Annotated in this window: 28 protein-coding genes and 2 pseudogenes; 6 read left to right on the top strand and 24 right to left on the bottom strand. The window is 43.9% G+C overall.

Annotated elements, in window-relative coordinates:
- The first annotated feature begins 70 nt into the window (after positions 1 to 70).
- The 4 genes from A3849_RS05255 (at position 71) to A3849_RS05240 (ending at position 2,492) form a co-directional block, all read left to right on the top strand.
- Complete coding sequence (locus A3849_RS05255; RefSeq protein ID WP_074110478.1) at positions 71 to 532, top strand: nucleoside deaminase; 462 nt, start codon at positions 71 to 73, stop codon at positions 530 to 532.
- 448 nt (positions 533 to 980) lie between these two features.
- Positions 981 to 1,559 (top strand): beta-class carbonic anhydrase, encoded by a 579-nt coding sequence (locus tag A3849_RS05250; protein WP_074110477.1) that lies wholly within the window; start codon positions 981 to 983, stop codon positions 1,557 to 1,559.
- Between the two features lie 197 nt (positions 1,560 to 1,756).
- Positions 1,757 to 2,194, top strand: coding sequence for a hypothetical protein (locus tag A3849_RS05245; RefSeq protein ID WP_178382613.1), 438 nt, complete (start codon positions 1,757 to 1,759; stop codon positions 2,192 to 2,194).
- A gap of 1 nt (position 2,195) precedes the next feature.
- On the top strand, positions 2,196 to 2,492 hold the full coding sequence (locus tag A3849_RS05240; RefSeq protein WP_074110476.1) for a YxcD family protein: 297 nt from the start codon (positions 2,196 to 2,198) through the stop codon (positions 2,490 to 2,492).
- 50 nt (positions 2,493 to 2,542) lie between these two features.
- On the opposite strand, the gene A3849_RS05235 is transcribed toward A3849_RS05240, so the two are convergent.
- From A3849_RS05235 to A3849_RS05205, 7 genes are all read right to left on the bottom strand, one after another.
- Positions 2,543 to 3,559, bottom strand: coding sequence for a S66 family peptidase (locus A3849_RS05235; protein ID WP_074110475.1), 1,017 nt, complete (start codon positions 3,557 to 3,559; stop codon positions 2,543 to 2,545).
- Between the two features lie 135 nt (positions 3,560 to 3,694).
- The gene (locus tag A3849_RS05230) at positions 3,695 to 4,060 is read right to left on the bottom strand and encodes a hypothetical protein (RefSeq protein WP_074110474.1); all 366 of its coding nucleotides are present in this window, start codon (positions 4,058 to 4,060) and stop codon (positions 3,695 to 3,697) included.
- A 79-nt stretch (positions 4,061 to 4,139) separates the two neighbouring features.
- A complete protein-coding gene (locus A3849_RS05225) occupies positions 4,140 to 4,487 on the bottom strand; it encodes an Asp23/Gls24 family envelope stress response protein (RefSeq protein ID WP_074110473.1) in 348 nt (115 codons plus the stop codon).
- A 102-nt stretch (positions 4,488 to 4,589) separates the two neighbouring features.
- Entirely contained in the window at positions 4,590 to 5,696 is a 1,107-nt protein-coding gene (locus A3849_RS05220) for an AI-2E family transporter (RefSeq protein ID WP_074110472.1), read from the bottom strand.
- Positions 5,697 to 5,730: 34 nt separating this feature from the next.
- Positions 5,731 to 7,149, bottom strand: a complete 1,419-nt coding sequence (locus A3849_RS05215) for a sensor histidine kinase (RefSeq protein WP_074110471.1) — start codon at positions 7,147 to 7,149, stop codon at positions 5,731 to 5,733.
- Positions 7,127 to 7,831, bottom strand: coding sequence for a response regulator transcription factor (locus A3849_RS05210; RefSeq protein WP_074088018.1), 705 nt, complete (start codon positions 7,829 to 7,831; stop codon positions 7,127 to 7,129). Before A3849_RS05210 ends, A3849_RS05215 begins: the two co-directional genes overlap by 23 nt.
- Positions 7,832 to 8,060: 229 nt before the next feature.
- Positions 8,061 to 8,900, bottom strand: coding sequence for a DegV family protein (locus tag A3849_RS05205; RefSeq protein ID WP_074110470.1), 840 nt, complete (start codon positions 8,898 to 8,900; stop codon positions 8,061 to 8,063).
- Between the two features lie 165 nt (positions 8,901 to 9,065).
- Here A3849_RS05205 and A3849_RS05200 point away from each other — a divergent pair, with 165 nt between their 5' ends.
- Positions 9,066 to 9,284 carry a hypothetical protein gene (locus A3849_RS05200; RefSeq protein WP_074110469.1) on the top strand — a complete coding sequence of 73 codons (219 nt, stop codon included), beginning with the start codon at positions 9,066 to 9,068 and terminating at the stop codon, positions 9,282 to 9,284.
- Between the two features lie 188 nt (positions 9,285 to 9,472).
- Here A3849_RS05200 and A3849_RS05195 read toward each other — a convergent pair whose 3' ends face one another.
- Together A3849_RS05195 and A3849_RS05190 are read right to left on the bottom strand one after the other, a co-directional pair.
- A complete protein-coding gene (locus A3849_RS05195; RefSeq protein WP_074110468.1) occupies positions 9,473 to 10,459 on the bottom strand; it encodes an aldo/keto reductase in 987 nt (328 codons plus the stop codon).
- Positions 10,460 to 10,619: 160 nt separating this feature from the next.
- Positions 10,620 to 11,306, bottom strand: a complete 687-nt coding sequence (locus A3849_RS05190) for a metal-dependent hydrolase (RefSeq protein ID WP_074110467.1) — start codon at positions 11,304 to 11,306, stop codon at positions 10,620 to 10,622.
- A gap of 204 nt (positions 11,307 to 11,510) precedes the next feature.
- Here A3849_RS05190 and A3849_RS05185 point away from each other — a divergent pair, with 204 nt between their 5' ends.
- Positions 11,511 to 12,299, top strand: coding sequence for a PaaX family transcriptional regulator C-terminal domain-containing protein (locus A3849_RS05185; RefSeq protein WP_074110466.1), 789 nt, complete (start codon positions 11,511 to 11,513; stop codon positions 12,297 to 12,299).
- A 119-nt stretch (positions 12,300 to 12,418) separates the two neighbouring features.
- Here the strand turns inward: A3849_RS05185 and A3849_RS05180 are convergent, their stop codons facing one another.
- The 15 genes and pseudogenes from A3849_RS05180 to A3849_RS05115 form a co-directional block, all read right to left on the bottom strand.
- On the bottom strand, positions 12,419 to 14,344 hold the full coding sequence (locus tag A3849_RS05180; RefSeq protein WP_074110465.1) for a thioredoxin domain-containing protein: 1,926 nt from the start codon (positions 14,342 to 14,344) through the stop codon (positions 12,419 to 12,421).
- 35 nt (positions 14,345 to 14,379) lie between these two features.
- Entirely contained in the window at positions 14,380 to 14,541 is a 162-nt protein-coding gene (locus A3849_RS32740) for a DUF255 domain-containing protein (RefSeq protein ID WP_074110464.1), read from the bottom strand.
- A 390-nt stretch (positions 14,542 to 14,931) separates the two neighbouring features.
- Complete coding sequence (locus A3849_RS05170) at positions 14,932 to 15,342, bottom strand: hypothetical protein (RefSeq protein ID WP_074110463.1); 411 nt, start codon at positions 15,340 to 15,342, stop codon at positions 14,932 to 14,934.
- Between the two features lie 243 nt (positions 15,343 to 15,585).
- The gene (locus A3849_RS32735; protein ID WP_178382612.1) at positions 15,586 to 15,738 is read right to left on the bottom strand and encodes a hypothetical protein; all 153 of its coding nucleotides are present in this window, start codon (positions 15,736 to 15,738) and stop codon (positions 15,586 to 15,588) included.
- A gap of 41 nt (positions 15,739 to 15,779) precedes the next feature.
- On the bottom strand, positions 15,780 to 16,181 hold the full coding sequence (locus tag A3849_RS05165) for an Imm7 family immunity protein (RefSeq protein ID WP_074110462.1): 402 nt from the start codon (positions 16,179 to 16,181) through the stop codon (positions 15,780 to 15,782).
- Between the two features lie 205 nt (positions 16,182 to 16,386).
- Positions 16,387 to 17,109, bottom strand: coding sequence for a HEAT repeat domain-containing protein (locus A3849_RS05160; RefSeq protein WP_074110461.1), 723 nt, complete (start codon positions 17,107 to 17,109; stop codon positions 16,387 to 16,389).
- Positions 17,110 to 17,286: 177 nt separating this feature from the next.
- Positions 17,287 to 17,577, bottom strand: coding sequence for a DUF255 domain-containing protein (locus tag A3849_RS05155; protein WP_256700659.1), 291 nt, complete (start codon positions 17,575 to 17,577; stop codon positions 17,287 to 17,289).
- Positions 17,578 to 17,696: 119 nt separating this feature from the next.
- The gene (locus A3849_RS05150; protein WP_074110460.1) at positions 17,697 to 18,797 is read right to left on the bottom strand and encodes a DUF1648 domain-containing protein; all 1,101 of its coding nucleotides are present in this window, start codon (positions 18,795 to 18,797) and stop codon (positions 17,697 to 17,699) included.
- A 697-nt stretch (positions 18,798 to 19,494) separates the two neighbouring features.
- Positions 19,495 to 19,671: pseudogene (locus A3849_RS05145) on the bottom strand (DUF255 domain-containing protein); the annotation flags it as partial.
- 206 nt (positions 19,672 to 19,877) lie between these two features.
- Complete coding sequence (locus tag A3849_RS05140) at positions 19,878 to 20,597, bottom strand: hypothetical protein (protein WP_143191744.1); 720 nt, start codon at positions 20,595 to 20,597, stop codon at positions 19,878 to 19,880.
- 465 nt (positions 20,598 to 21,062) lie between these two features.
- A complete protein-coding gene (locus tag A3849_RS05135; protein ID WP_218619209.1) occupies positions 21,063 to 21,755 on the bottom strand; it encodes an abortive infection family protein in 693 nt (230 codons plus the stop codon).
- A gap of 233 nt (positions 21,756 to 21,988) precedes the next feature.
- Positions 21,989 to 22,525, bottom strand: a complete 537-nt coding sequence (locus A3849_RS05130) for a hypothetical protein (RefSeq protein WP_074110458.1) — start codon at positions 22,523 to 22,525, stop codon at positions 21,989 to 21,991.
- 254 nt (positions 22,526 to 22,779) lie between these two features.
- Positions 22,780 to 22,863: pseudogene (locus A3849_RS05125) on the bottom strand (DUF255 domain-containing protein); the annotation flags it as partial.
- A 77-nt stretch (positions 22,864 to 22,940) separates the two neighbouring features.
- Positions 22,941 to 23,417 carry a hypothetical protein gene (locus A3849_RS05120; protein WP_074110457.1) on the bottom strand — a complete coding sequence of 159 codons (477 nt, stop codon included), beginning with the start codon at positions 23,415 to 23,417 and terminating at the stop codon, positions 22,941 to 22,943.
- A gap of 41 nt (positions 23,418 to 23,458) precedes the next feature.
- Positions 23,459 to 24,082, bottom strand: a 624-nt coding sequence (locus tag A3849_RS05115) for a hypothetical protein (RefSeq protein ID WP_218619208.1), incomplete at its 5' end; no start/stop codon positions are given.

Genomic DNA, 24,082 nt, shown 5'->3' with positions numbered 1-24,082 from the left:
TATTCCGAATACGGTCTGCGTTTTACAGATCTATTTCTGTTATAGTTGCTTTACCTAGGAGGTGCTATTTATGATAAAAAAAGATGAACAATTTATTAAAGTTGCGATTGAAATGGCTTTAAAGGCTAGAGAAGAGGGAAATGAACCATTCGGTGCAATTTTGGTGAAAAATAATGAAATAGTAATGTATGGAGAAAATAAAATAAACAGTCATTGTGATCCAACACACCATGCTGAAATTGGACTAATACGCACCTTTTGCTCTGAAAACAACATTTTTGATCTGAATGAATATACTTTGTACACCAGCTGTGAACCTTGCGTAATGTGCACAGGAGCTATGGTATGGGCTAATTTAGGGAAAGTAGTCTATAGTGTGTCCCATGATCAGCTAGCAGAAATTGCCGGCAGCAATATAATGATTTCATGTAAAGAAGTTATCGATAAAAGTCCGCATAAACCGGTCGTAATTGAACAAGTACTAAATGCCGAAGGCCTAAAAGTCTTCGATGGTTATACATTCTCCCATTAACTCCTGAATATTTTCAGGGACCTGTATATTTGAACTTCTGTCCTAGATACCCGATCTACTCCTTTTCTATTGAAGCGTCCAGATGAAGCGTCCAGAAAAAATAACGGAATGTTGACGCCGGTTATATAATCCGTATAATCAACTTCAGAGGATTATATCTTCAATTTGAAATAACCCACTCAAACTTCATCCAAGGGAGTGTGAGCTGCGTATCACCGGTATGCCTCTGAAGTCCAACGGAACCATATGCAGCGTAGCCACCAAATAATGTGTTAACATCCTTTCTATTAAGTACATATGTGCGAAAAGGGTGTTTAAGGAGTATATTAAGAATTAACATTCTCGGAGCAGGATGCTCACAAAACTTGGCGTATGCTTTTGAGGCAGGTTTATTTCGAAGCTGAATCGCAGGGTGTACCGCTAAATAACTTTTAGGAGGCAGCAGGTCATGAGCCAAATCACTGATATTATGGAATTTAACAAGAAATTCGTCGAACAAAAAGAATACGAAACCTATCTGACCAGCCGCTTTCCTGACAAAAAGATGCTGATTATCACCTGTATGGACACAAGACTTGTAGAGCTTCTGCCAAAGGCTATGAATTTCAAGAACGGGGACGTCAAAATCATCAAAAACGCCGGTGCCGTTATATCCCAGCCTTTCGGCAGCGTAATGCGCAGCGTGATGGTAGCCCTGTATGAGCTGGATGCGGATGAGGTAATTGTCGTAGGTCACTATGAATGCGGGATGGCTTCACTAAATGCAGACAAAATGATCAACTCCATTAAATCACGCGGAGTATCCGAGCAGGTGTTGTCCACTCTGGAGAACTCGGGAATTAAGCTCACGAAGTGGCTGCGCGGGTTTGACAATGTAGAAGAAGGGGTAATTCAGACTGTGGAGCTGATTAAGCGCCATCCTTTACTCCCCCCAAACGTACCTGTTCACGGCATGATCATCGATCCGGCTACCGGAGCGCTTGAACTGGTGTCTGACGGTTACGTGGAGAACAAGGCAACTCTCTGATAATCTGCTGCTTGCGTGGATCAAACGATCCGCGCATTTTTTTTGCCCCCAGCCCCCTCTCCTTCCACTATCTGTTAATTGTAATTGTGATATTTAAAATTGAAACTTCCTGTTGTGTGCTGCGTATTACCGGGCAGATACACAAAATTCATGTGGAGCAGTTGCTTCCAACACCTTTAGGAGGGTACTTGTACTCAATGAAACCAATGAAACGCGTAATGATGATTCTTATGGCTTTTACCCTGTTTTTTGCAGTTACCGCTCCGGACTTTGCGGATGCGAGACGCGGTGGCGGTGGCTTCAAATCAGGAACCCGCGGATACACCACGACTCCGAAGAAATCAACTACAAATAATGTGAAACAAAGCGATAGCACGGCAGGAACAAAAGCCGGAACAGCCGGCAAAGCAATCCGTGGATTTTTCAGCGGCGGAAGCTTAATGAAAGGTCTGATGATCGGCGGAATCGCCGGCCTCCTCTTCGGTGGTATGTTCGCCGGCATGGGCGCCTTCGGGAACCTGATCGGATTCGCCATCAATATGCTGGCCATCTACCTGGTCGTAATCATGATCATGTCCTTCTTCCGCCGCAGAAAAGAACGGCGCAGACTACAGGAACAGGGTGGACGTTACTAACATGGGGACTACCACTCTTAGCATGGACGAGATTATTAATGCCATCTGTATGCATATGGCTGAACGCAAGAGCGTTCGGGTACAGGATGTCCAGGTGGAGCTTAGCTGGGAAGAAGAAACCGGATACACCGCAGAAGTGTGGGTAGAAGGCCGCAGCCAGTTCCTGGTGGAGTCCAATATGATCGAAGCAATCCTACGCTACACGCACAGTGAGTATGGCATTCGTGCCTACCGTGAAGATGTCCGGCTGGAACTGGATGACGAGATCACGGCGGTTGTGAATACGTCAACTGTATAGTTCAAAAAAGAGACAGCACCTTGGCTGTCTCTTTTTTTCCGGTGATGCTTCTATTCATAAAAATATTGTGTGATTACCCCTGAGCCACCGGCAACATTTACCTCGGCGTATGCTCCATTGATCAGCGTCATTTGCGGGGGAACATGACCATAATCCAAATCGTAAACAACGGGTAACTGCAGTTCTTCGGACAATTCTTTATATGCATCCTCTGCCGTGTAATTGTCTATGGGTGTGTTGGTGCCGCCTCTGCCAAACATCACACCGGAACAGTTCTCGAACCAGCCCGCCAGCTTCATCTGCACCAGAGAGCGGCGTAGATCCACTGAGTTCAATTCACAATACTCCAGATACCAAATGACCGGTTCCTGATGAATGAAGGCTTCTTGAAAGTGACGTACATCGCCGTAAGGTGTGCCTATGATATGACGGATGATATCTACGCAGCCGCCAAGCAGCCGGCCCTTGAGAGACACAGCAGCACCTGAGACTGTCTTCCACTGTGTTCTGGTATTTAGATGGAATAGGGACGGTGAGGGTTCCGCCCCCTCCACCTCCTGATGGTAGTTCAGCGAAGAGCGCTGGACGACCGATTGTCCACTCGCGGTGGATAACACCGTCTGCCACATCCCTGTAGTCTGGTCTGTAATCTTTCCACGCAAATCTCCAAAACTTGGTCCATGCGCGGTCGCTACCCCTGTCCGCAGGGTGATCACAAGCAGCAGCAGGCTAATATCGGAGAAGCCCATGATCCATTTGTTCCGCACCTTCCCAAAGTCGATATGCTCCAGCATCTCGACCAGCAGCTCTCCGCCCCAGGGCGGAATGATCAGGTCAATCGCGTCATCACTCATCATCTGATTGAACTCAGTGCCACGCTCCTTGCCGGACGCGGATTTGGCCTTGTCATGCTTATAGACCGTATCGCCGCAAATAACCTGAAACCCTCTCTCCCTCATACGGTTGCAGGCTTCCCCAAACAGTTCCACAGATCCTGGGCCAACCCCTGCCGAGGATGCGGTCACACCAATGGTTGCTTTTTTTTCAAGTACAGGGTATGTAATCATCTTGAACCTCCTATAACTTACTTGCTTTATACTTAGTCTATCATTCTCCGGCGTTTTCTGGGCAAAAAAAAACATGAACTTAGATTCGGCACACTGCCGGTCATCCGGTTCATGTCTTTTGGAACTTAGAAAGAGTCAGATCAAGGATATGGCCAGCAGTTCGAACAGCACCAGCGGCAGAATCCCATTATTATTGACGGGTCCAGGGTAAGGGTAGCCCGGGCCTGGATAAGGCTGGTAATAGGGATTGTAGTATGGATTGTAATATCCGCGCTCCATATCTGTGGTCCCCCCCACCATGAGATATAGATGTTTGCTGTCCATTCCGGCAATCGTTCCTTCATGCATCTGACCGTCAATCGTCTGAACATTGACGGTGTGGTTGAGATAAGGCTTACAGGAGTGGTGCAGGGAATCGCGGACCCGGTGCAGATGCTGGACAACGGCGGGATCGGCCTGATAGATCAACGTTGCAGGCTGGCCGGACTGATAGAATGACATAGCTTTATAACCTCCGTAAATGGATTTGCTCCATTCTATGCATCTGCCCAGAGCACGGTGCCTATGTGGTGAGCCAGGTTTATGGAAGAGCCAGCTTCTCCACCCGAATGTTCACAACAGCCAGCGTCAGGCCAAGCATGTTCTCCACAGCACTGCGGACATTATGCTGCAGACTTTTACATACCTCTTGAATCCGGCAGCCATAATCCACTATGATTTGAAGATGAACGGCAACCTCCTCCTCTGTCACTTCCACGGACATTCCTTTTGCCCCGATTTTACTTCCCAGAAGTTTGGCCAGATTCCCCGTAACGGAACTCCCGGACATTCCTGCGATCCCCGGAGTATCCATAACTACATAGCTAATAATTGCCGATATCACCCGATCAGAAATATCAACGAGCCCTTTTTGAACACCTTGATCCATGGTAAGTTCCTCCTCAAAGTTTGATTAGTTCAAGCATCATCCGAATCACTTCGTACAAAATTCATTTCGAAAGCATGCGCCTATTACTAAGTACAGATAGGTTTACTCTCCTGAATCCGCAGCCAGCTGAGGCTCTTCCGGCCAGCGCTGCCGGATAAACATCTGGTACAGCTTCACTGTAATAATTTTGAGCATCATATAGACCGGAATAATCAGGAGTATACCGATAATACCGCCAAAATCCCCACCGGCCAATACCAGAATAATCGTAGTAATCGGATGGATATCAAGGCTTTTTCCAAAAATATAGGGTGCTACCAGGTTATCCTGAATCTGCTGGGCAACAAGCACAACCACAATGGACCAGACTGCCGTTGAAGGTGACTCAAACAGTCCGATAATTAAGATAGGAACTGTTGACAGAATGGCTCCTATAAAGGGAATAAAGTTCATCAACACAGCTAGCAGTGTCAGGAGAAGCGCATAAGGCAGGCCTATAATCAAAAACCCTATATACATCAATACGCCAAGGGCCAGATTCACCAGTACTCTGCCTACGATAAATCCGCTGAGCGCCCCGTCAATGTCGGAAACCACCCCAGCACCTTCAGCCTGAAAACGTTTTGGGAAAAAGCTCACCACTTTTGCGCCGAATTTACCACCTTCCTTGAGCATGTAGAACAAAAGAATAGGAAAAGTAAACAACACCATGGCAAAATTGGATACAAAAGAGAACAACTCCGATACAGAACTCGACATCAGGGAAAAGCCTTTATTCAGATAATCCATCAGTTGGCCCGCCGGATTCATATCCGCAGGAATCAGCGAAGACAACAGCTTGCTGTCCTCCAGCTTCTTCAGTTGTTCGCCCACTGCCGTGAACACGTTTGGCATATTATTGCCGAGATTCACCAGCTGATTCTTCAGCGATGGCCAAACTCCTACACTGAAGCAAATGAACAGCACGGCTATGATCAAATAGACCAGCAAAATAGCTGCCGTACGGTTCAGCTTCCGCGACTCCAGCAGATCAATCAGCGGCCGCAGCAGATAATAGAAGAACACCGCCAGCATTAAAGGCACGATGACCACACGGAATAACGAGAAAACCGGTGTGAAAATAAAATTCACTAGGGTGCCTACATAAATAATTCCCAGCACCAAAAGCACAGCGATACAAATGCGGATAAACAAATTTAATTTGGCCATGACCCTCTCCCGTTCCTGAATTCATCCTGCCGTCCTACTTTGGAATACGGACAGTGAATACCGTTGGTTCTCCCTCTCTGCTCTCAAGCGTAAGCGAACCTCCCATCTTCTCTACGTTTTTCTTCGCAATGGATAATCCAAGCCCGGTTCCGCCACTTGCCGTCCGGGATTCGTCCCCACGTACAAACGGATCGAAAATCGTTGACCAGAGCTCTTTGGGGATGCCTATTCCGTTATCTGCAATCTCTATACGAACCTCTGTATCCTCCGGGATGACGGTTACCCGCAGGCTGGTCCCTTCGGGATTGTAGGCCAGCGCATTGGAGATCAGATTATTGATAACACTTGCGAACAGCTCCGGATCATAGCGGGCATATACTTCTTCATCTGGAACCTGAAGCTGAAGCTGGAAGTCCTTTTGCTCAATTTCGCCATAGGTATCAGCAACAATCTCCCGCAGATGATCCCCCAGCTCCAGCCGTTCGGTATGAAGAATGAAATCCGGGGAGTCCAGCTTCAGCAGCTCCAGCATATGCTGGATCAGCTTCGTCACCTGCACCGATTTGGTATAAATATAGTTCAAGTATTTCGTCTGGCGTTCAGGATCAGTCCCCCGTCCTTCCATCAAAGCCTGTGCATAGCCCTGGATACTCGTTATCGGTGTTTTCAGATCATGGGACAAGTCCACCATCAGCCTCTGCTTGCTTTTCTCAGCCTTCCGCTTCTCTTCTGTTGTCTTCTCAATCACGTCGGCCATATAATTGAAGCTCTCACCGATCCGGAGGAATTCTGTCTCGGCATACAGCGCAATCCGTGTGCTGTAGTGCCCTTCCATCATCTGCTTCAGACCGAGATTCAGCACCCGGAGCGGCTTCTTGATGCGTCTTGTGACCCAATAGCTGTATACAAAAATCAGCATGAGAATTAATCCGCTGACCATAAACACATAGAAAAACACAGAATGATTCAGGTAAGAAACCAATACAACGTTGTTAATGGATACTTTGATTACACTTCGGGGGATTTTGAGCAGCAGCCAGGTTGCCTGGCCCTCTCCATCAAGTTGGGTAATCGAATAGTAATAAGGCTGATCCGTGCGGTTCTCTAATCCCAGAAAGAGACTATTCTCATCATAGGAGAGGGGCTGATCCTGCTTCTCTCCTATGACGCGGATCACCTGTTTATCGGAATCAAGGAGCTCCAGCCACCCCCCGCTATGCAGCAGCCGTCTGCTCTGAGGGCCCTCGCCCAGCTCTTCCCGGTAATCCCCAGCCTCAACGGAAAGATTCGGGTCCGTGAGCTGTTTGTTCAGAATCAGATGGGTGATATCCTTCTGGATGAACAGGTAGACTATCAGTACAATCATCAGCAGCATACAGTTGAACAGCAGGAAATCCAGCGTAAGGGACGTTTGCAGCGGACGGTTATCCCTACTTTTCCACGGGTGCTTCAATTTTGTACCCCAATCCCCTGATCGTCTTCAGGTATTCCGGCTTCTTGGAATCACGTTCAATCTTATCCCGGATATTACTGATATGCACCATGATGCTGTTATCTTCATAGACGTAAAAGTCTTCCCATACGGCTTCGTAAATCTTCTTCCGGGTGAAGACCCGGCCCGGCTGTTCCATCAGCAGTTCCAGAATTTTGTACTCTGTAGAGGTCAAGCTAACCGGCTCTCCTGACACCTGTACCTGACAGCTGCTCCGGTCGAGCAGCAGGCGTCCGAGCACGATCTGCTCTTTCTTCGCTTCTTGTACCGCCGGGGCGTCAAACTGGTGAACCCGCCGGAGCATTGACCCCACACGGGCGACAATTTCCAGCGGATTGAACGGTTTGGAAATATAGTCATCCGCCCCCAGCTCAAGCCCCAGGATTTTATCATGATACTGGCTTTTGGCTGATAGAAACAGCACTGGAAAATGATTGTTTTCACGGATTCGCTTCAGCAGCTGCAGCCCGTCCATGCCCGGCATCATAATATCGAGAATCGCCAGATCAACGGTATGGCTCTGCATCAGCTTGAGCGCCTCGTTCCCGTTCTGTGCTTGCAGAATGTTGTATTCCTTCTCCAGATAGAGCTGCAGTAGCTCTACAATTTCCGATTCATCATCGGCAATCAGAATGGTATACATCGTGAATCCCCCTCTATCTTTTTCCGCAAGGTGCGTTAATTGTAACTATAGCCTGCCATTCTTTATCCTGCCTAAACCAAATCTTAAGAATAGATAAAGTTTACTGAATCAAGTGGAAAGGAATTGAAGGATAATATATAGCATAAAACATATAAAATCTTAAATTTAAAAAAGCCGCACACCGGGCGAATCCCAGGTACGGCTTGACTGGTGAGGTGCGGAGCGGTGGTTAAAAAGCCACGCCGATTCCGCCTTCTCCGGCATATGTACCCATCACAGGTCCCATACTGGAGAAGAGGATCTCTTTGAAGGGGTGCTTCTCAAGAATACGCTCCTTGATCTCCAGCGCAAGTTTTTCACAATTGCTGTGTACAATAGCGATAACCGCCTTTTCGTAATCATGCTGTTTGTCTTCGAGCTTAGCCAGCAGATGGGTTAGTGCCTTCGGAAGACCCCGTGTCTTCTCAACCACCTCGACAGTCCCCTCGTCGCTGATCTTCAGCAGCAGCTTAATATTCAGCACGGAAGCCACTGCACCGGATAACCGGTTCAGACGTCCGCCTTTGATTACATTCTCCAGGGTATCCAGGGTAAAGTAGGCGGTCACTTCCTCCGCTTTGTTCAGAACCATAACCTTAAGCTCTTCCAGGCTTGAACAGGTCAGTGACCATTTAGCCGTCATGGCGACAAGGAGGGATAAGCCCCCGGAAAAGGTTTTGGAATCTATAATTTCAATCGCATTGGGATGACCTTCTTCTTCATACATCTCCTTGGCAATCAATGCGGTCTGATAAGTGCTGCTTATATTGGATGACATACAGACGACCATAATGTCAGTGCCTGCTTCCACTTCTTTGAACTTGTTCAGGAAGACTTGCGGACTGGGACTGGCCGTCTTCGGCAGCTCTTTGGAGTCCCGCATTCTGGCATAAAAAGCCTTCGTATCCGTATCTTCGGGCATAAGCTCATGCTCGAAGTGAACGGGCAAGTGAATGATATCAACATTATATTTCTCCGCATATTCAAGGGGTAAATCCGAACCGCTGTCGGTAATGATCTTGATGGGCATCAGAGTGCTCTCCTTTCAATTCTATACTATTATAGCCAGCCTGTTAGGCAATCAATAGTACATTTTATAACTTGTCAAAAAGCTTGTTTTATGCTTTCCGATCTTTCTTAACGGTTCGTGATGTGATATGGTGAAAGTATAAGCCTACAGAAATGGAGTGTAATCATGAGTAAGGGAAGAGTATGGAATAAAGGCAAACATAACGGAAGAGGTCTATCGAAGAAAAATATAGCGTCAGAGGAAACAGAGGGCCAGGCGCAGCCAGCAGAGGCTCCTGAGGAGAGTTTCATTCCGCGCATTGATACGGTCAAGCCGATGAACCGTAGCAACTGGGTAACCCGGCCGTCCCGGACGACTCCTAAGGAGCCGGAGAAGAAGTCATAAACCCGTTAAGGAATTGAATTTCCAGCGAGAAATATAAGGATCATATCTGGCGTGAAGCGTACAATATTGCGGCAAAAAACAGGCAGCAGCGTAATTCCTACGCCACTGCCTGTTTGTCGTATCCTCATAGACATTCATAACTGTTCCCTGAATCTAATGTCAGATCACTAATCGCCAGACTTTTGTAACTAGAGATTCACACTCTTCATACTCTGTTCCGGATATCGGGTTCCGGCAGCCACTCCTAGGGGAGCAGCATCATTAATACTCTTGAGATCGTCATCATTTAGGCTGACATCCAGTGAACCGATGTTCTCTTCCAGATATTTCATCCGCTTCGTACCGGGAATCGGAATAATGTCGTCACCCTGCGCCAGCAGCCAGGCCAACGCCAGCTGAGAAGGCTCGCAATCCTTCGCTGCTGCTATCTCACGGATGCGCTTCACCAGATCCAGATTCCTGGCGAAATTCTCCCCTTGAAAACGCGGAGAAAAACGACGATAGTCGTCTTCCGCCAAATCCTCGAATGTTTGAATTTGACCGGTGAGGAATCCCCGGCCCAGCGGGCTGTACGGAACAAAACCGATGCCAAGCTCACGGCAAACAGGCAGGATCTCATCCTCCACGTCGCGGCTCCATAGCGAGTACTCTGTCTGCAGCGCCGTGATTGGATGAACCGCATGGGCGCGGCGGATTGTTCCGGGAGCCGCTTCTGACAAACCGAGGAAGCGGACTTTCCCGGCCGTTACGAGATCAGCCATTGCACCTACAGTCTCCTCGATCGGTGTGTTAGGATCTACCCTGTGCAGATAGTATAAATCGATATGATCTACGCCCAGACGCCGAAGGCTGGCATCACAGGCAGACTTCACATATTCAGGACGGCCATTTACACCGAGCATTGTCCCTTCTGCACTCCGCACATTGCCGAATTTGGTGGCGAGCACCACATGATTCCTGTGCCCCTTAATCGCTTGTCCCACTAATTCTTCGTTCTTCCCGACCCCATACATATCTGCTGTATCCAAAAAAGTCACACCCAGATCAAGGGCCCGGTGGATGGTGCGGATGGATTCCGCTTCATCCCGACCGCTGTAAAAGTCGGACATCCCCATGCAGCCCAGTCCCAGCGCGGAAACCTGCAGCTTGCCACTTCCCAGAATTCTGGTTTTCATTTCCAAACCGCCTCCTTTATTCTAATTATCATACCATAGGAGCTTCCAATGCTTAAATTTCAGTCCCGCTAATGATGTAAATAGGAACACAAAAAAGAACACCACCAAAGTGATGCCCTTCATCTCAAACTTATGTTATTTCAACCTATCATCGGCTTTCTTACAACTCAAGCGACTCCCCATAGGCAAGCGGTGATCCCTTGATCCCGGCCTCGCTCAGTGCCTGAACAAAAGCTCCAACATCCTGCACGATGGGCGGAAAAGTATTGTAGTGAATCGGCAGCACGTGTTTGGCTCCCAGCCATTTGGCGGCGATTAGCGCATGCTCAGGACCCATGGTGAAATGTCCACCAATCGGCAGAATCGCCAGATCGATGTCATAGAGCTCGCCGAACATTTTCAAATCTCCGAAAAGTCCGGTGTCTCCCGAATGCAGAACGGTGCGTCCTTCCGCCTCAATAATGAAGCCCGCAGGTGTACCTCCATAGATGCGCTGTCCATCCTCTAATGTAATACTTGAAGTGTGGAACGCATGGATCATCGTCGCCTTCGCAAAACCAAAATCAACCGTCCCCCCGATGTTCATCCCAATGGTCTGGACACCCTTCCCTTCCATATAGCCTGCCAGCTCCACATTCGCCACAACCGGTACATTATTCTGCAGTGCAATCGGTGCTGCATCCAGAATATGATCCACATGAGCATGTGTCAGCAGCACCATATCCGTCTGAATATCCTCCGGTTTGGTAACCGCAGCAGGATTGCCTCTGAGAAACGGATCGATAATCAACGACTTACCGTTCACCTCAATCTGTATACAGGAATGGCCATGATAAATGATTTTCATAAGTATCTCTCCTCTTCTCAAGTAGAATTTCAATAGGACAAATGGACTCATCCGTGCAAAAACTCAAAGTTTGCGATACAATGACACCAAATAGTTAGAAGTCCGGTCATCACCTGAAAACAATGATATAACATAAAATATAACGTTCGTATGTTTTTATGATATATCCATCAATGCCTATTGTCAAGAGAGGTGTGAAGAACGTTGCTGTCCGTTGAAAAAACCATGCTGTTTCTGTTATCCAAAGTGGAGCAGATGGGCGCCCAGCAGTTTGTAGAGATCTACCAACAAAGGGGGTATACCTCCACCTATATCCGCAATGCCTTATCCCGCCTGAAAAAGGAAGGTTATATTGCATCCCCGTCGCGCTCATGGTATCAAGTTACAGCAGCCGGCCTTGCATACATCATGGCGATTAACAGCAAGCCCGCCCGTTATCAGGAGCAGTGGGATCAGACCTGGGATGTGGTCATGCTCGAAGTCCCTGAATCCGAACGCAAAAAACGCGACCTGTTTCGTTCGGCGCTTTTGCAGCTAGGCTATGGACCTCTATATAATAGTGTGTACATTTCTCCATGGAATTACCGCAATGAAGTGGCTGCACAGATCCGGAAGCTAGAGCTGGAAGGCAAGGTATCTATCCTGCAGGGCCAATTCCTGGAAGGCTCGATTACACCGCTCAAAGCACAGTCCATCTGGCAACTCGATAAGATCCATACCTTATATCAGGAGAAATCAGACTGGCTGCAGCAGGAGTTTGCTCCTTTGATGCATGAGGCGCTTGAAGCCGGGCAGCCTTTACAGCTTTTCCGGTTATATCTGCAGATGGGCGAAGAATTAAGCGGGATGTTCATGACCGACCCGTACCTCCCGGATGAACTGCTGCCGGACGATTGGTCAGGCAAACGCGTTCTTCAACAAATGAAAGAACATGCAGCTACACTCGCTAGAGCGATTCCTGAGGATTCTTTTTATACACCATTTATCAGATGAGCCGAATGAGCTGCGGCAGATGAAGAAGCTGACCAATGGTTGGCTTTTTTGTGGTGCGCCGGAAGTAAGCATAAACTACAAAAAGCAGCCCAAACTGCAGGCTGCCCTTCATATTAACGCTAAACTTCTCGATGACCGGAGACTAGAAGCTCCCTGACCGCTTCCATATTCGTAACCGGAGCACGGCAGGCGAAGTTCTTGCAGATATAAGCCGTGGCTTCACCGTTTATGGCCGGTTTGTCCGCCAGATGCGGCAGCAGACGGAGAATCCCTTCGGCATCCCCTTCCCAGTTGACAAGGAGTGCAGCATCCGGCAGATACGCCTGCTGAACCTGGGCCAACATGCTGTGGAGGGCAGCGTCTTCCCGCTTGCCGGACAGCACCCATTCCCTGCCGCCAGAAGCCATCGCCAGATGGGCCTGCAAATACATGGCGTAGCCCGGCGGATAAGCAGATGCTGCCGCAGCCATCACTGCTGCTGTATGCTCAGCAACCATCTTCAGTTCTACATCCTGGCTCATCACCGACAGCTTCCATAGCAGCTTCGCAGCCACCGAGTTTCCCGAAGGAAGCGCTCCGTCATACCACTCTTTGGAACGGATCGGCAGTTCTTCCCCATCATGCCCCGTGAAAAAGAATCCGCCGTTCTCCTTATCAACGAACAGCTCCAGCAGTCCATCCTTCAGGGTCAACGCCCGCTCCAGATAGACGGATTGACCCGTCGCCTCGTACAGCTCAGTCAGGCCCCAGATCATAAACGTATAATCATCCAAATAAGCGGGAATCGCAGATTCACCGTCCCGGTATCGGGCCAGCAGCCTGCCGTCATCCCGCCGCAGCTTGTCCCAGATAAAGTCTGCCGCTGCTATTGCGGCTTTGGCATACTCAGGCTTTTGCAGAGTCTTCGCTCCCTTCGCCAGCGCCGCAATCATCAGCCCGTTCCAGGAAGTGAGCACCTTGTCATCCTTTGACGGATGGACACGCTGCTCCCGGTAGGCGAACAGCTTCTCACGCCACTCCTCCATCCTTGTCCGGAGACCCAGCGGATTCATACCCAAACGCTCCGCCATCTCGTCAGGCAAGTCCCGCAGCAGATTCGGAATATTCTCACCTTCAAAGTTCCCCTCAGGTGTAATTCCGTACACATGGCAGTAGGAGTGCATATCCTCCAGGCCGAGCGCCTCTTCAATCTCGTCACGGGAGAAGACGTAGAACTTCCCTTCCACCCCTTCGGAATCGGCATCCTCCGCTGAGTAGAAGGCACCCTCCGGCGAAGTCATATCACGCTCAACATACGCAAAGATCTGCTCAGCGACCTCCGCATACAACGGTTTCTTCGTGATCTGGTAAGCCTCCAAATAAGCAATCGCCAGCAGTGCATTATCGTAGAGCATTTTCTCAAAATGCGGCACCAGCCACTCCCGGTCCGTGGAATAACGCGCGAACCCGAAGCCCACATGGTCGTACATGCCGCCCCGGTACATCGACTCCAGCGTCTTCTCGACCATACGCAGCGCTTCCGGCTGGTTGTATGTCTGGCTATAAGCCAGCAGGAACGACAGATTATGAGGCGAAGGGAACTTCGGCGCATTGCCGAACCCGCCATAATCCTCATCGAATTGACGGTGGTACAGCTCATAGGCTTCGTGCAGCAGCTCTTCCCCGGGAATTCCCCCACTGCCTTCACTGTCACCTAGCGAGTTCTTGCGGTCCAATGACTGAAGATCCGCGAGCAGATCGTCTCCTAGCTTGTCCAGTGCTTCACCATCCTGCTCCCATTTGCGGTGAATCTGCTCCAGCACATCCATCAGCCCAATGCGCCCGAACATCTGCCGCTTCGGAAAATACGTCCCCGCATAAAACGGCTTTTTCTCCGGCGTCAGTAGCACCGTTAGCGGCCACCCCCCGCTCCCCGTCAGCGCCTGACACACCGACATATACAGCGCATCAATATCCGGCCGCTCCTCGCGGTCTACCTTGATGGCGACATAGTGATCGTTAAGAAGCTTCGCTACTTCCTGGTCTTCGAAACTTTCGCGTTCCATTACGTGACACCAATGGCAAGTTGACTAATCCACCACTACGAATACCCAACAGATAAGAAAATAGGTTTATTTTCTCGTCTCGCGGTATCAAACGCTTCTTCACTCCACGCATACCAGTTGACTGGATTATGTGCATGTTGGAGCAAATACGGCGATTTCTCGGCGATTAATCTGTTGGGGTTGTGATTCGTTGTCATGGGGCATCACCTCTTTTCGTTGTAGGATTGTTGGAAAAATAAAGCTTAGTGGTATTTTACCCAAATGGGTGGGGAAAGTCGCATGGGATAGAAAAATGTAACTCTTAAGAATAGGGTTACCTAAGATTGGGTTGAACTGAAAGTGTTGTTCTCAAGCGGTTATTGATTTCATTAATAAAAACCATTGGACTTTGTAAAATAGCAAAAAAAGAAAAAACGGCAGCTATGAAAAACAAAAGTTCCCCGTCAGTTCAGCTACTTACACTCTTTATGATGCGGTTCACGGCAATGTACCTAAGCACAAAGTACAGTTTGACCATATAATTTACATCAAAAATATAAGAACAAAGCCACCCCTGACTATTGAGTGGTTTCTTTGGATAGAACACGTTATAGTATATGTTCCTTATATTTTTCTTTGAATTGTTCAGGTATTTGTTCGTAGATTTGAAGTGGTATTCCGCATTCATTTTTCAGCCTTATTTCTTGATCTTTCTCATATTTATCAAGAAACTCCCAATATGCAATAAACACATCATCTTCGTATATGAACTCCATCCACCCATCTGCAAACAATTCATCGTTGGAATTAAACACCATGATACTAGAGAAGTTCTCAACTGCACCATCTAAGTATTTGGTTCTATGACCTTCTATACAACATTCAGACCAATCAAATTTATATTCATCTTGGATTATCCCATAACATTTTAAGTCCTCGGATAACTGCCTTTCCACTTCTGCTCTCAAGTTAATACCCATACAATCAGCAAAACTTAAATTTATATAATCTGGTTTCACCTGAGTTCCTCCTAACCAAAAAGTTCCTTCATCGTTTAACCTTGATCCACGAAATAGTCATACGGGAGATCACTCTTATCATGTTCTGGCTCATTAGGTTCATACCAGTTCTTATTTCCTTTATTTGCTTCTAGCCTAGAGCATTTACCGAACACGCATCCACATGTACCATTATCTAGCCAAAAAAAGCAATACTTCTTTGGACACTTCATCAGCCGTGTACCTCTCTAGTAACTTGCAATGTTATTCTTCATCTTCGTTTGTATGTCTGATTCCTCCGCCAAAAAGCCAACCCTTAGATTCCATCCAATCAATAAACATTTCATAAAACTCTGCTTGATCTATATCGCCATCTTTTGCGAAAACATAGCCCTCAATTCTAATACCTTTACTCATTGAACTTACCCCTTATAATAAAATAGTGCTTATACATAACCTTAAAGACATTCATCTTCTATTACTGGTATACAAGGCGATAAATAAGGGTCTTCACGAAGTGTTACTTGACCACGAACCAATACATACACTTGAAACTTATTATCGAATCCACTTTTGTCTTCATCGTCCCAAATATGTAGAAGTCCATATGAACCTGATGCTTCTTCTGCAATATAGCGATATAGATACAATAAGTCGTTAGCTTCTTGTGCTTTATGATTAGTTAAGCCTGATACAACCACTTGATATTCCCCATTTACTGCGTGTAGATGAAGAATACCATTACACCATTGGAGATTATGAATATATTCATTAATGTTATGAATTTTAATTTCCAAATCCTTTTCATCATCACAGGTTGGTGTTTCTCGAACAGTCACCCATCCATGATATTCATACATTACATATTCACCCACTTAGATAAAATCATTCTTTCATATTGTACCATATGCTGGAAAGGGGCGTATGCCCCGTGTCCAACGGACTTGGCCAGTGCAGGGTTGTCTGCTAACTCTACTTCCTCGAAATGCCGCTGCAGACCAAGGGCCGTATGGCCCATAGCGTTAATACTCTGTTATCTGAAGGAACCAACTTCTTTGAAATAGCCTAACGCTTGGAATTACGTTTGTTTATGCTTTCTATAGCAAAGTTCGATGATTCTCTAATATCACGTATTTTATTTACAGATAACTCATTTAAAAGATCCAAATCTTCAACAATCCCAATATCAGATAATGTAGAAATGGAATAAATGATAGAATCTTTATTCTTCTTAATATCCTCTTTGAATCTTAGTATTAATTTCAGAATAATTTTTCTAGCTTTTGGATTTCTTGTCTTCTTAAGAGCATTAATTGCAGAGTGCCTTATTATCCAAACTTTATGATGTACAAATTGAAAAATTTGGTCTAATTCTATTGAATTAGGCTTATTTAGTTCCGAGATTCGATCTAACATGCTACTAATCACATATTTGTCCGATTCTAGTTTTAATTGATTAATTAGGAACTGAAGTACCTCATCGTTCTCATGTATTTGTAGTAATTCAGAAAGAATGAAGTATGCAGCTTTCCTAAATGACTTCACCTCCTGACCACCAGAACTTCTAATCTGTTCTACTAAAATAGGAATTAAATCTTCATCAATTAATAACTCCGCTTCTCTATGTGCATTAAAACTGATTGATTCGTCTGAACTTTTAGCATTATCAATAGTGGTCATTCGATTAATAAGATTTCGTATGTATTTTTCTTTGTCTTCATCTCTATCTTTATCTATATCTATATTTTTAGAAAAATCAAGAAAGAAATTTATGAGTTTCCTCTTCATTTAATCCCTTCTTTCGGTTTTCGGTTCTTTCAGATAACACTGTATTTACGAACTTCACGAAAATTATCCAATTTAAAGTATTCGCGAAGTAATTGAACTATCCTGCCCGTAAGTTTAATACACTAGCGACACACTTATTTTGAATTGTTATTTTAAAATGGTAAGAATCTGATGCATTTAACGAGGCGTCAAAATAGATTCAACGAGGAAGGAAAAGAATGTGATAAAGGAAAGTAATTTAGTAGGGGATGATGTAAAACTAAGAGTAAAAAGAGTGGAATTCGCCGACGTGGTACCAATGGTAAGTTGGCCGACTGACAGGAAGATCGGCTTGTTTTCAGACTTCGCTTTGGTAAAAGCTTCTTTCCCCCATAGATACCAATCCACGGGGTTGTGGGCGTGTTGTAGTAGATAGGGGGACTCTTCATATATAAATCGATTAGGCTGTTGGCCTTCTTTGATCACCATTTATGTAGCCTCCTTATGCGGCATGTGCCTCTGTTAGTATTACCCGTTGAATGGCAAAAAGACACCAACAAGGGCTAGTGCCTCGGTTCGCTTATGTTCGAGTCCATTAAAGGTGAGTACTAACCTCTAAGCCTTGTTACCACAACTAACAGTACAATAATTCCGAGCAAAATCAGCCAGCTTACTGGGTGACCGAAATTTAATCCCCAGCCGACTCCGAACCTTTTCTCGACGATTAGGTTTGGATCCTTACGATTGAAATAAATCATACCTAACAGCCATTTATCATCATCATGGACAGGTCTGACATTGGCGCTATCGGCAGATCGCTCCAAGCGGCTTTCGCTCTGACCCGCCCAGAACGATATGGCGAAGTAGTATAGCATGATGAAGGTTATTATGATTAGGATAATGGGGATAGCGAAATTGATGTTAAGCAGAGATATCATGTTTAGTTGCACGACCGAGAACAGGATAACTAATAAGAAGTTTGCTGTAATCATAAAATATGACCAAGCACGGCGGAATGTTACGTCTTGTCTGATGGAACGGTTAGGATCAGCGGCTTGAACCTGTGGCTTCACTCTGCGAATACTCCAATTCTCAAATATGAACAAAAGTGTTATGAACACTTGTATTATCGCAGGCATAAACACAGAACTATAAGATTTAGCTGCATAGCGGTCTGCGTCCCAACTGCTGTTGAAATGGATCGGAATCTGATCTGGAATCTGATCGTAGTGGCGTAGCGCAGTTACAATACTAACAACAATAACTAAAACATGAATGATGAACCAAATACTAGACAACCCAATGTTTCTTTTCTGAAATTCAGTATCCACTGCCATGATCGATGGTTCCTGAGCAATCGGCAGCATAGGTAGTAAACTCTTCATTTTGAAATGATAGCTAATGTTTATGACTAGGGAGATTACGACCATGGCGAGAGAATAAGTAACAATGATCCAACTTTGTTGCTTGGAATGTTCATCACCGTATATTAGGCAGAGGATACAAACAATGAATAAGATGGTATGCAAGGTGGCACTAATCTTAGCATATGACTCCCGCATCTGGCGCAGAGGCTCACTGTGGAATTGTACAGCGCTGACGGTGACCCCAAAACTAATCGTCTCTCTTGTTAAATAAGGCATGCCTACCATGAGTACAATGGTAGGTACAAATACAAAGATCATTATTATAACAGGCATTATCGTCATATCATTCGCCTCCTCTTATACATAAGTGTGTATTCGAAAACTCTATAACCCTTATATTATCGGCGATTCACCACTTTGCCTTTTTGCGTATGATTAACCTATTAACTTAGAATAGGTAATCGGCTTGAACATAAATTAATTATAATCGATTTCAGTGACTACATGGGTGAAATTAACATTTATCCAGACCTTTTGTTACGCAGAGCTAATCATCTGAAAACTGAATTATGGCAAGTACTTTATGCAATAGAAAAAGGAGCCCTTTTACAGGCTCCCCTTCGACGGTGTTTGATCGTTCGAGTATCTTTAAAAGTCACACTTCACATCATTAGAAATACTTGGGCACCGCTAGTTCACTTTCCGTTTTAAAGGAATGCTACTAGGCGTGTGTGTTCAGAGATGCTCTGCGACACAACCCCTCGCTTTCAATTGACTTAGTGATTAGTTAAATTCCTCTTGTAGCCCTTGCACCGAATGGTCCAACGGAACCACACCTCTCTTCACACCGTCAAAAATATCTTGCACAGATTTCAAGCTTCTTATACATCGTATGCTCAAACAATTTTAAATCGGGATCGTTAAATATTACCATATTATTCTAAATAAATGAATGACCACACTTTGTTGTCCGTTAATAAAGGAAAGTAATTTAGTATGGGCTGAAAAACTAAAATTAACAGGAGTGGAATTCACCGAAATGACACCAATGGCAGGTGCTATAACCAACGGATAAAAAGATCGGCTTGTCCTCAGCCTTCGCTTTCGCAAAAGCATCATCTCCCCATGGATACCAATCCACGGGGTTGTGGGCGTGCTGGAGCAGGTAGGGTGATTTTTCGTTGGCTAATCTATTGGGTGCATTGTGGGTTGTCATGAGGCATCTCCTCATTTCGGCTGATTTTGGGTAAAGTACATCTAGGGTTAGTTTACCCAAAAAGCTGGGGGAGGGCTCAAGGGATTGTAAAAAGAGGTAATCCAGAGTGACCTTTACCCAATTACTTCGTAAAAGACCGATATCCCCGACTCAAAACGTTACTAAGTGTTTTTAATTATTATTCAGTATTCGTTATTTAAATGAAGTTAGAAAGATCCACGAAACATTAAAGATCTTTCCCATATCACTTTTCCACCCTGGTATACCTTTACTTCATTAATAGCTATTTTTATTGTGTTTATTAATTTTAGAACCACTTTGATATAATCTGCTCCTTCAGGAAGAACTTCCGTAATATGTTCTCTCCCTTTGTAAGTATATGCAATAATAACAGATAAAGGATTGTCACTTGTTGCGCCTTGTCTTTCTATTGTCGCGTGTATTCCGCCTTGTCTCCCGTTATCCCAGCCAGTATCATCTTTAATATTGATCCATTTGGGAAGCGGTTTGTGCACATAACTATATACTGCTGTGATACACTCACGAACATCGTCAACGTATTTTACAGCAAGTTGAGCCTCTAGAAAAAGGTTAACTTGATCAATCTTTGTATGTACGTATATTTTTCTTTGCTCTTTTAAACTTAAGACAACCTGCCATACACCTTCGCCCCAGTTTATTCTAGGTAATCCTAATCTCTCAACTGCTAGATTGACATCGTTTTTAAAACTATATCCTATCTTCTCATCTTCTAAGGCTTCTCTGAATAGCATTTCAAGCACTGTCCATCCAGTAATGATTGTCCATCTTATATAGCTACTCCTATCCCATGAGTTATTAGCTTGTCTTGATAGTGAACAAGCATGGAGTACATCTGTCCATAAGTGGTATTCAGATGAATCTATATGTCTAACAATTTCATTCATTTCAATTAACCTTCCCTTCACCAGAAGAGCATGGGTATTATGGATAAATAAGAACGATATTGCTGCAGGGATTTCAATAATTATAACGTAATATTCACGAAGTTCGTCAAATCAACAAATCTGAAGGAGATGCCTCATAGAGATATTTCAGTTAACGTTCTTGTGTTCACGAACCCGAGAGGCTTAAGGCAGCGCCAACTGCCGGGTGGCTCCACCACTTAGCCTTACAGCGTGTCTGCCTGCAATCACTCCCCCGAATGCCCTTGGCAGACCAAGGGCCATCAGACCCGCAGCGTGAATACTGTATTAGGTGATGTGCCACACTTCGGAGGATTGCTAAAAAGGAAGTTCCCAATCTTCTATTTTTTTGTTTGAGCTTTGCATTTTTATTTCAATTGATTCAATGAATGAGATCGTGGTTGAAATATTCTTGAAAATGAGCATACTCTCATGATAATTAAGGATCTAATTATCATGTGCAAAGCTTCTATTATTCCTTACATCATTAAATGCATCTAATATAGAGATTGAGTTTTTTAATATCATTTCAGTCATTTCAGACTCAATATAGCTATTCTTTCTTAAATATTTGACATACTCACCATAGAAGCTATGAAGCGGTTTATTGTTATCGTATGTGATTCCGTGCTTATCACATAAGCTTCTTACATATTTCACTACATAAGTATGCAATCTATCTAGAGCAACCTCAGGTTCATTCTTCTCAATACTATCTCTAATTGTCCTAGCCAATAAACTAAAATCATTATCACCGATATCCGGTTCCATTAAATTTTCAATATGTTCTGAAATTCCATCATTCTTTAGAGCTTCTAAGAACTTCGTGCATTCCTCATATAAAGCATTTTCTTTAGGTTCAATATCAATTTCCAAGAGGCTTTTATTAGTTTTCCAATGTTCTAAAAGTTCTAATGTCAATTTAGCTACTAAGTAATTAGATTCAAGCTTCCAAAAAGCTCTTAGTCTATTTGCTTTCGAATCCCCAAATATTGAATAACGCTCTTCGTAAATATCCTTATCTACAATCTCTAAAATGAATTGAGCAAAGGTCCTATTTGAAAAACCTAAAACATACCCACTACCCATTTCGAATAGTTTTTCTATTTTGGTTTTTTGAATTTTCGAAAGATCCGACATGAAATGAACTCCTTATTCTTGTTAATGTTTTGTGGCATTTCACCTAACGTTGGTGTATTCACGAACCCTTACTGGCTTAAAGGGACGTCAGCCCCGGGTCCGACGGACTTAGCCAGTGCAGGGTTGTCCGGCTGCTCCCACTTCCTCGAAATCCAACTGCCGGACCGAGGGCCGTATGGCCCAATGCGTGAATATAGTGTTATCCGATGCCACCTCTTCTTGGAAAACTCAGACTAGGATGTATAGAATCTATAATCTTGTATTTTTTCATCAAATTCAAAAAATCCTGTTGAAGGATAATCATTACCTACTATTGTAAAGAATCCAACTATTTCATTTAGGTCGATATAATACAATTTTTCATTTCGCATTCTATCGGAACAAAAGAAAAATCCATCAATTACTTCTGTAGTTTCATCAGTTGAGATAAGAAATATATAGCTGTGTATTATTTGATTATATAATTTATCTGCTCCCATTTTTTCCTCTATTGGACTTTCAAATTCAAATAATTCATCAATTCGATGCCAGTTTAATCTTGTTACATTTTCAATGTTCTTATGCGTTCTCACATTCAATTGATATCCTTTTGTTGCCGATGATAGTTTTCCAGCTTCTTCGAGTTTTCGAATAATATAAAAAGAAATCATGATATCCTTTTCAAAAGACACAGCTAGTTCTTCAGAAAAGGGCGTTTTGGGGTATACGTTTTTTATCTTTTCAGTAAGTTCTAATAGATCATCTTTCCAGTATGATGACTCCCATATCATATTATTCGTCTCCTTTGTTTAGGTGGTTTCGGATAATGTAATATTCACGAACTTCGTCAATCTACAGAATACAATTAATAAACGAACAAACCGAAACTCATTTGGACCTATAGACTATGTTCTTATTATACTATGAAATGGAAAAATACTAATAATAAAACAAAAAACCTTCGCCAATTCCAATGGCGAAGGCATCTTAAAATTGATTCACACGAACATCTCACCAATGACAAGTACGTGTGAATCAACAACTAGCTATACCCAATAGATAAGAAGACAGGCTTGTTGTCGCGCTTGGCGACTTCAAAAGCCTCTTCCGACCAAGGGAACCAGTTAACTCTGCCTTGTATCCAAAAATTGTATATAATGAAATTTTCTCATCTGTCGTATCTCCTTCAACAACTAGCAAAAATAATTAAAAATACTCAATGGAAAGCTGACTGTAATTTTCTGGATGATAGTCCTTTCCTGTAAACAATTGAAGTAGCGTTGGTATTGTATAGTGGGCAGATTTGTTTCTAAGTTTTTTAGCAACATGATTCCACCAATCCAAGTCTTTACTGTCAGGGATAATATTTTTAATTCCCGGGGCCTTCAGCAATTTACTTATTGAGTCGTATTTATTCAACTGGGTTTTGGAAAGCTTTCTTGGAATTCCATTATTAATTGGATCAAGAATGGCTAACCTCAAAGTATGTTCCAATAATGTAGAAGAACATATAATCGAAGCATAAAAATTCCCAAAGATAAGTGATGAAGCTGCATTTAGATAAAGCATATTGATAGATGGTTCAATCCAGGGCAATGGCTCTGGTAATTCCTTGAATAACTGTTGTACATTACTTGAAATATATTTAAAATAATCGTCAATAACCATAGGTTTAATTGTCATATGCTACTCCTCCATTAACTTTATGCTATTGAGATGATCGTCTAACATCTGGTTAGTTTTTTTATTCTTGTTAAAGTCCAAGCTGCGGTTTGTCCAAATTCATCTACTGTTGATGTTACCGCGGCATAGACAAGGCAATTCTTAACTAGCTCCATTTCCTTGATTTGAACTATATTTTTTTCAGATAAGTCAATAATAACTGTAAAACCATTTGCAGTATCGATAAGAGTAATTTCCATAAAACTAAAATCTATTGCTTCGATAATGTAAAAACTCTCCCTAGATACGAGATCGGTTCCTGGTTTAACGGTTATATCCAAATTGAATAGTTGGGAAAGAGCATTACGTTGTTTGAAAATCATATCTTCAAAATTCTTTACATATTTATTTTCCGAATCGTTTATTTCATCTATTGCTTTATTCGCAATATCATCAAATATATCCAGTGTCATTTCCTCTTTAAAGCCTATTGAAATCTTCAACAAACTTTTAAAACTATTCATGACACTTAGAGCTTCTCTTTTCAGAATCATATTATCTTTCTTTTTAAAGTTATCATTATAATGGAGACAATCGTTTCTTATTTTACGTATATCATTCATTAGAGAATAAGAATTTTTTGAAATTAATTTGGCTTCCAACATTAAACTTAATCTATTATACTG

Origin of the sequence: Paenibacillus sp. P46E (genome assembly GCF_001909095.1) — a bacterium.
Classification (GTDB): Bacteria; Bacillota; Bacilli; order Paenibacillales; family Paenibacillaceae; genus Paenibacillus_AQ; species Paenibacillus_AQ helianthi.
This window is presented reverse-complemented; position numbering and strand designations above follow the sequence as displayed.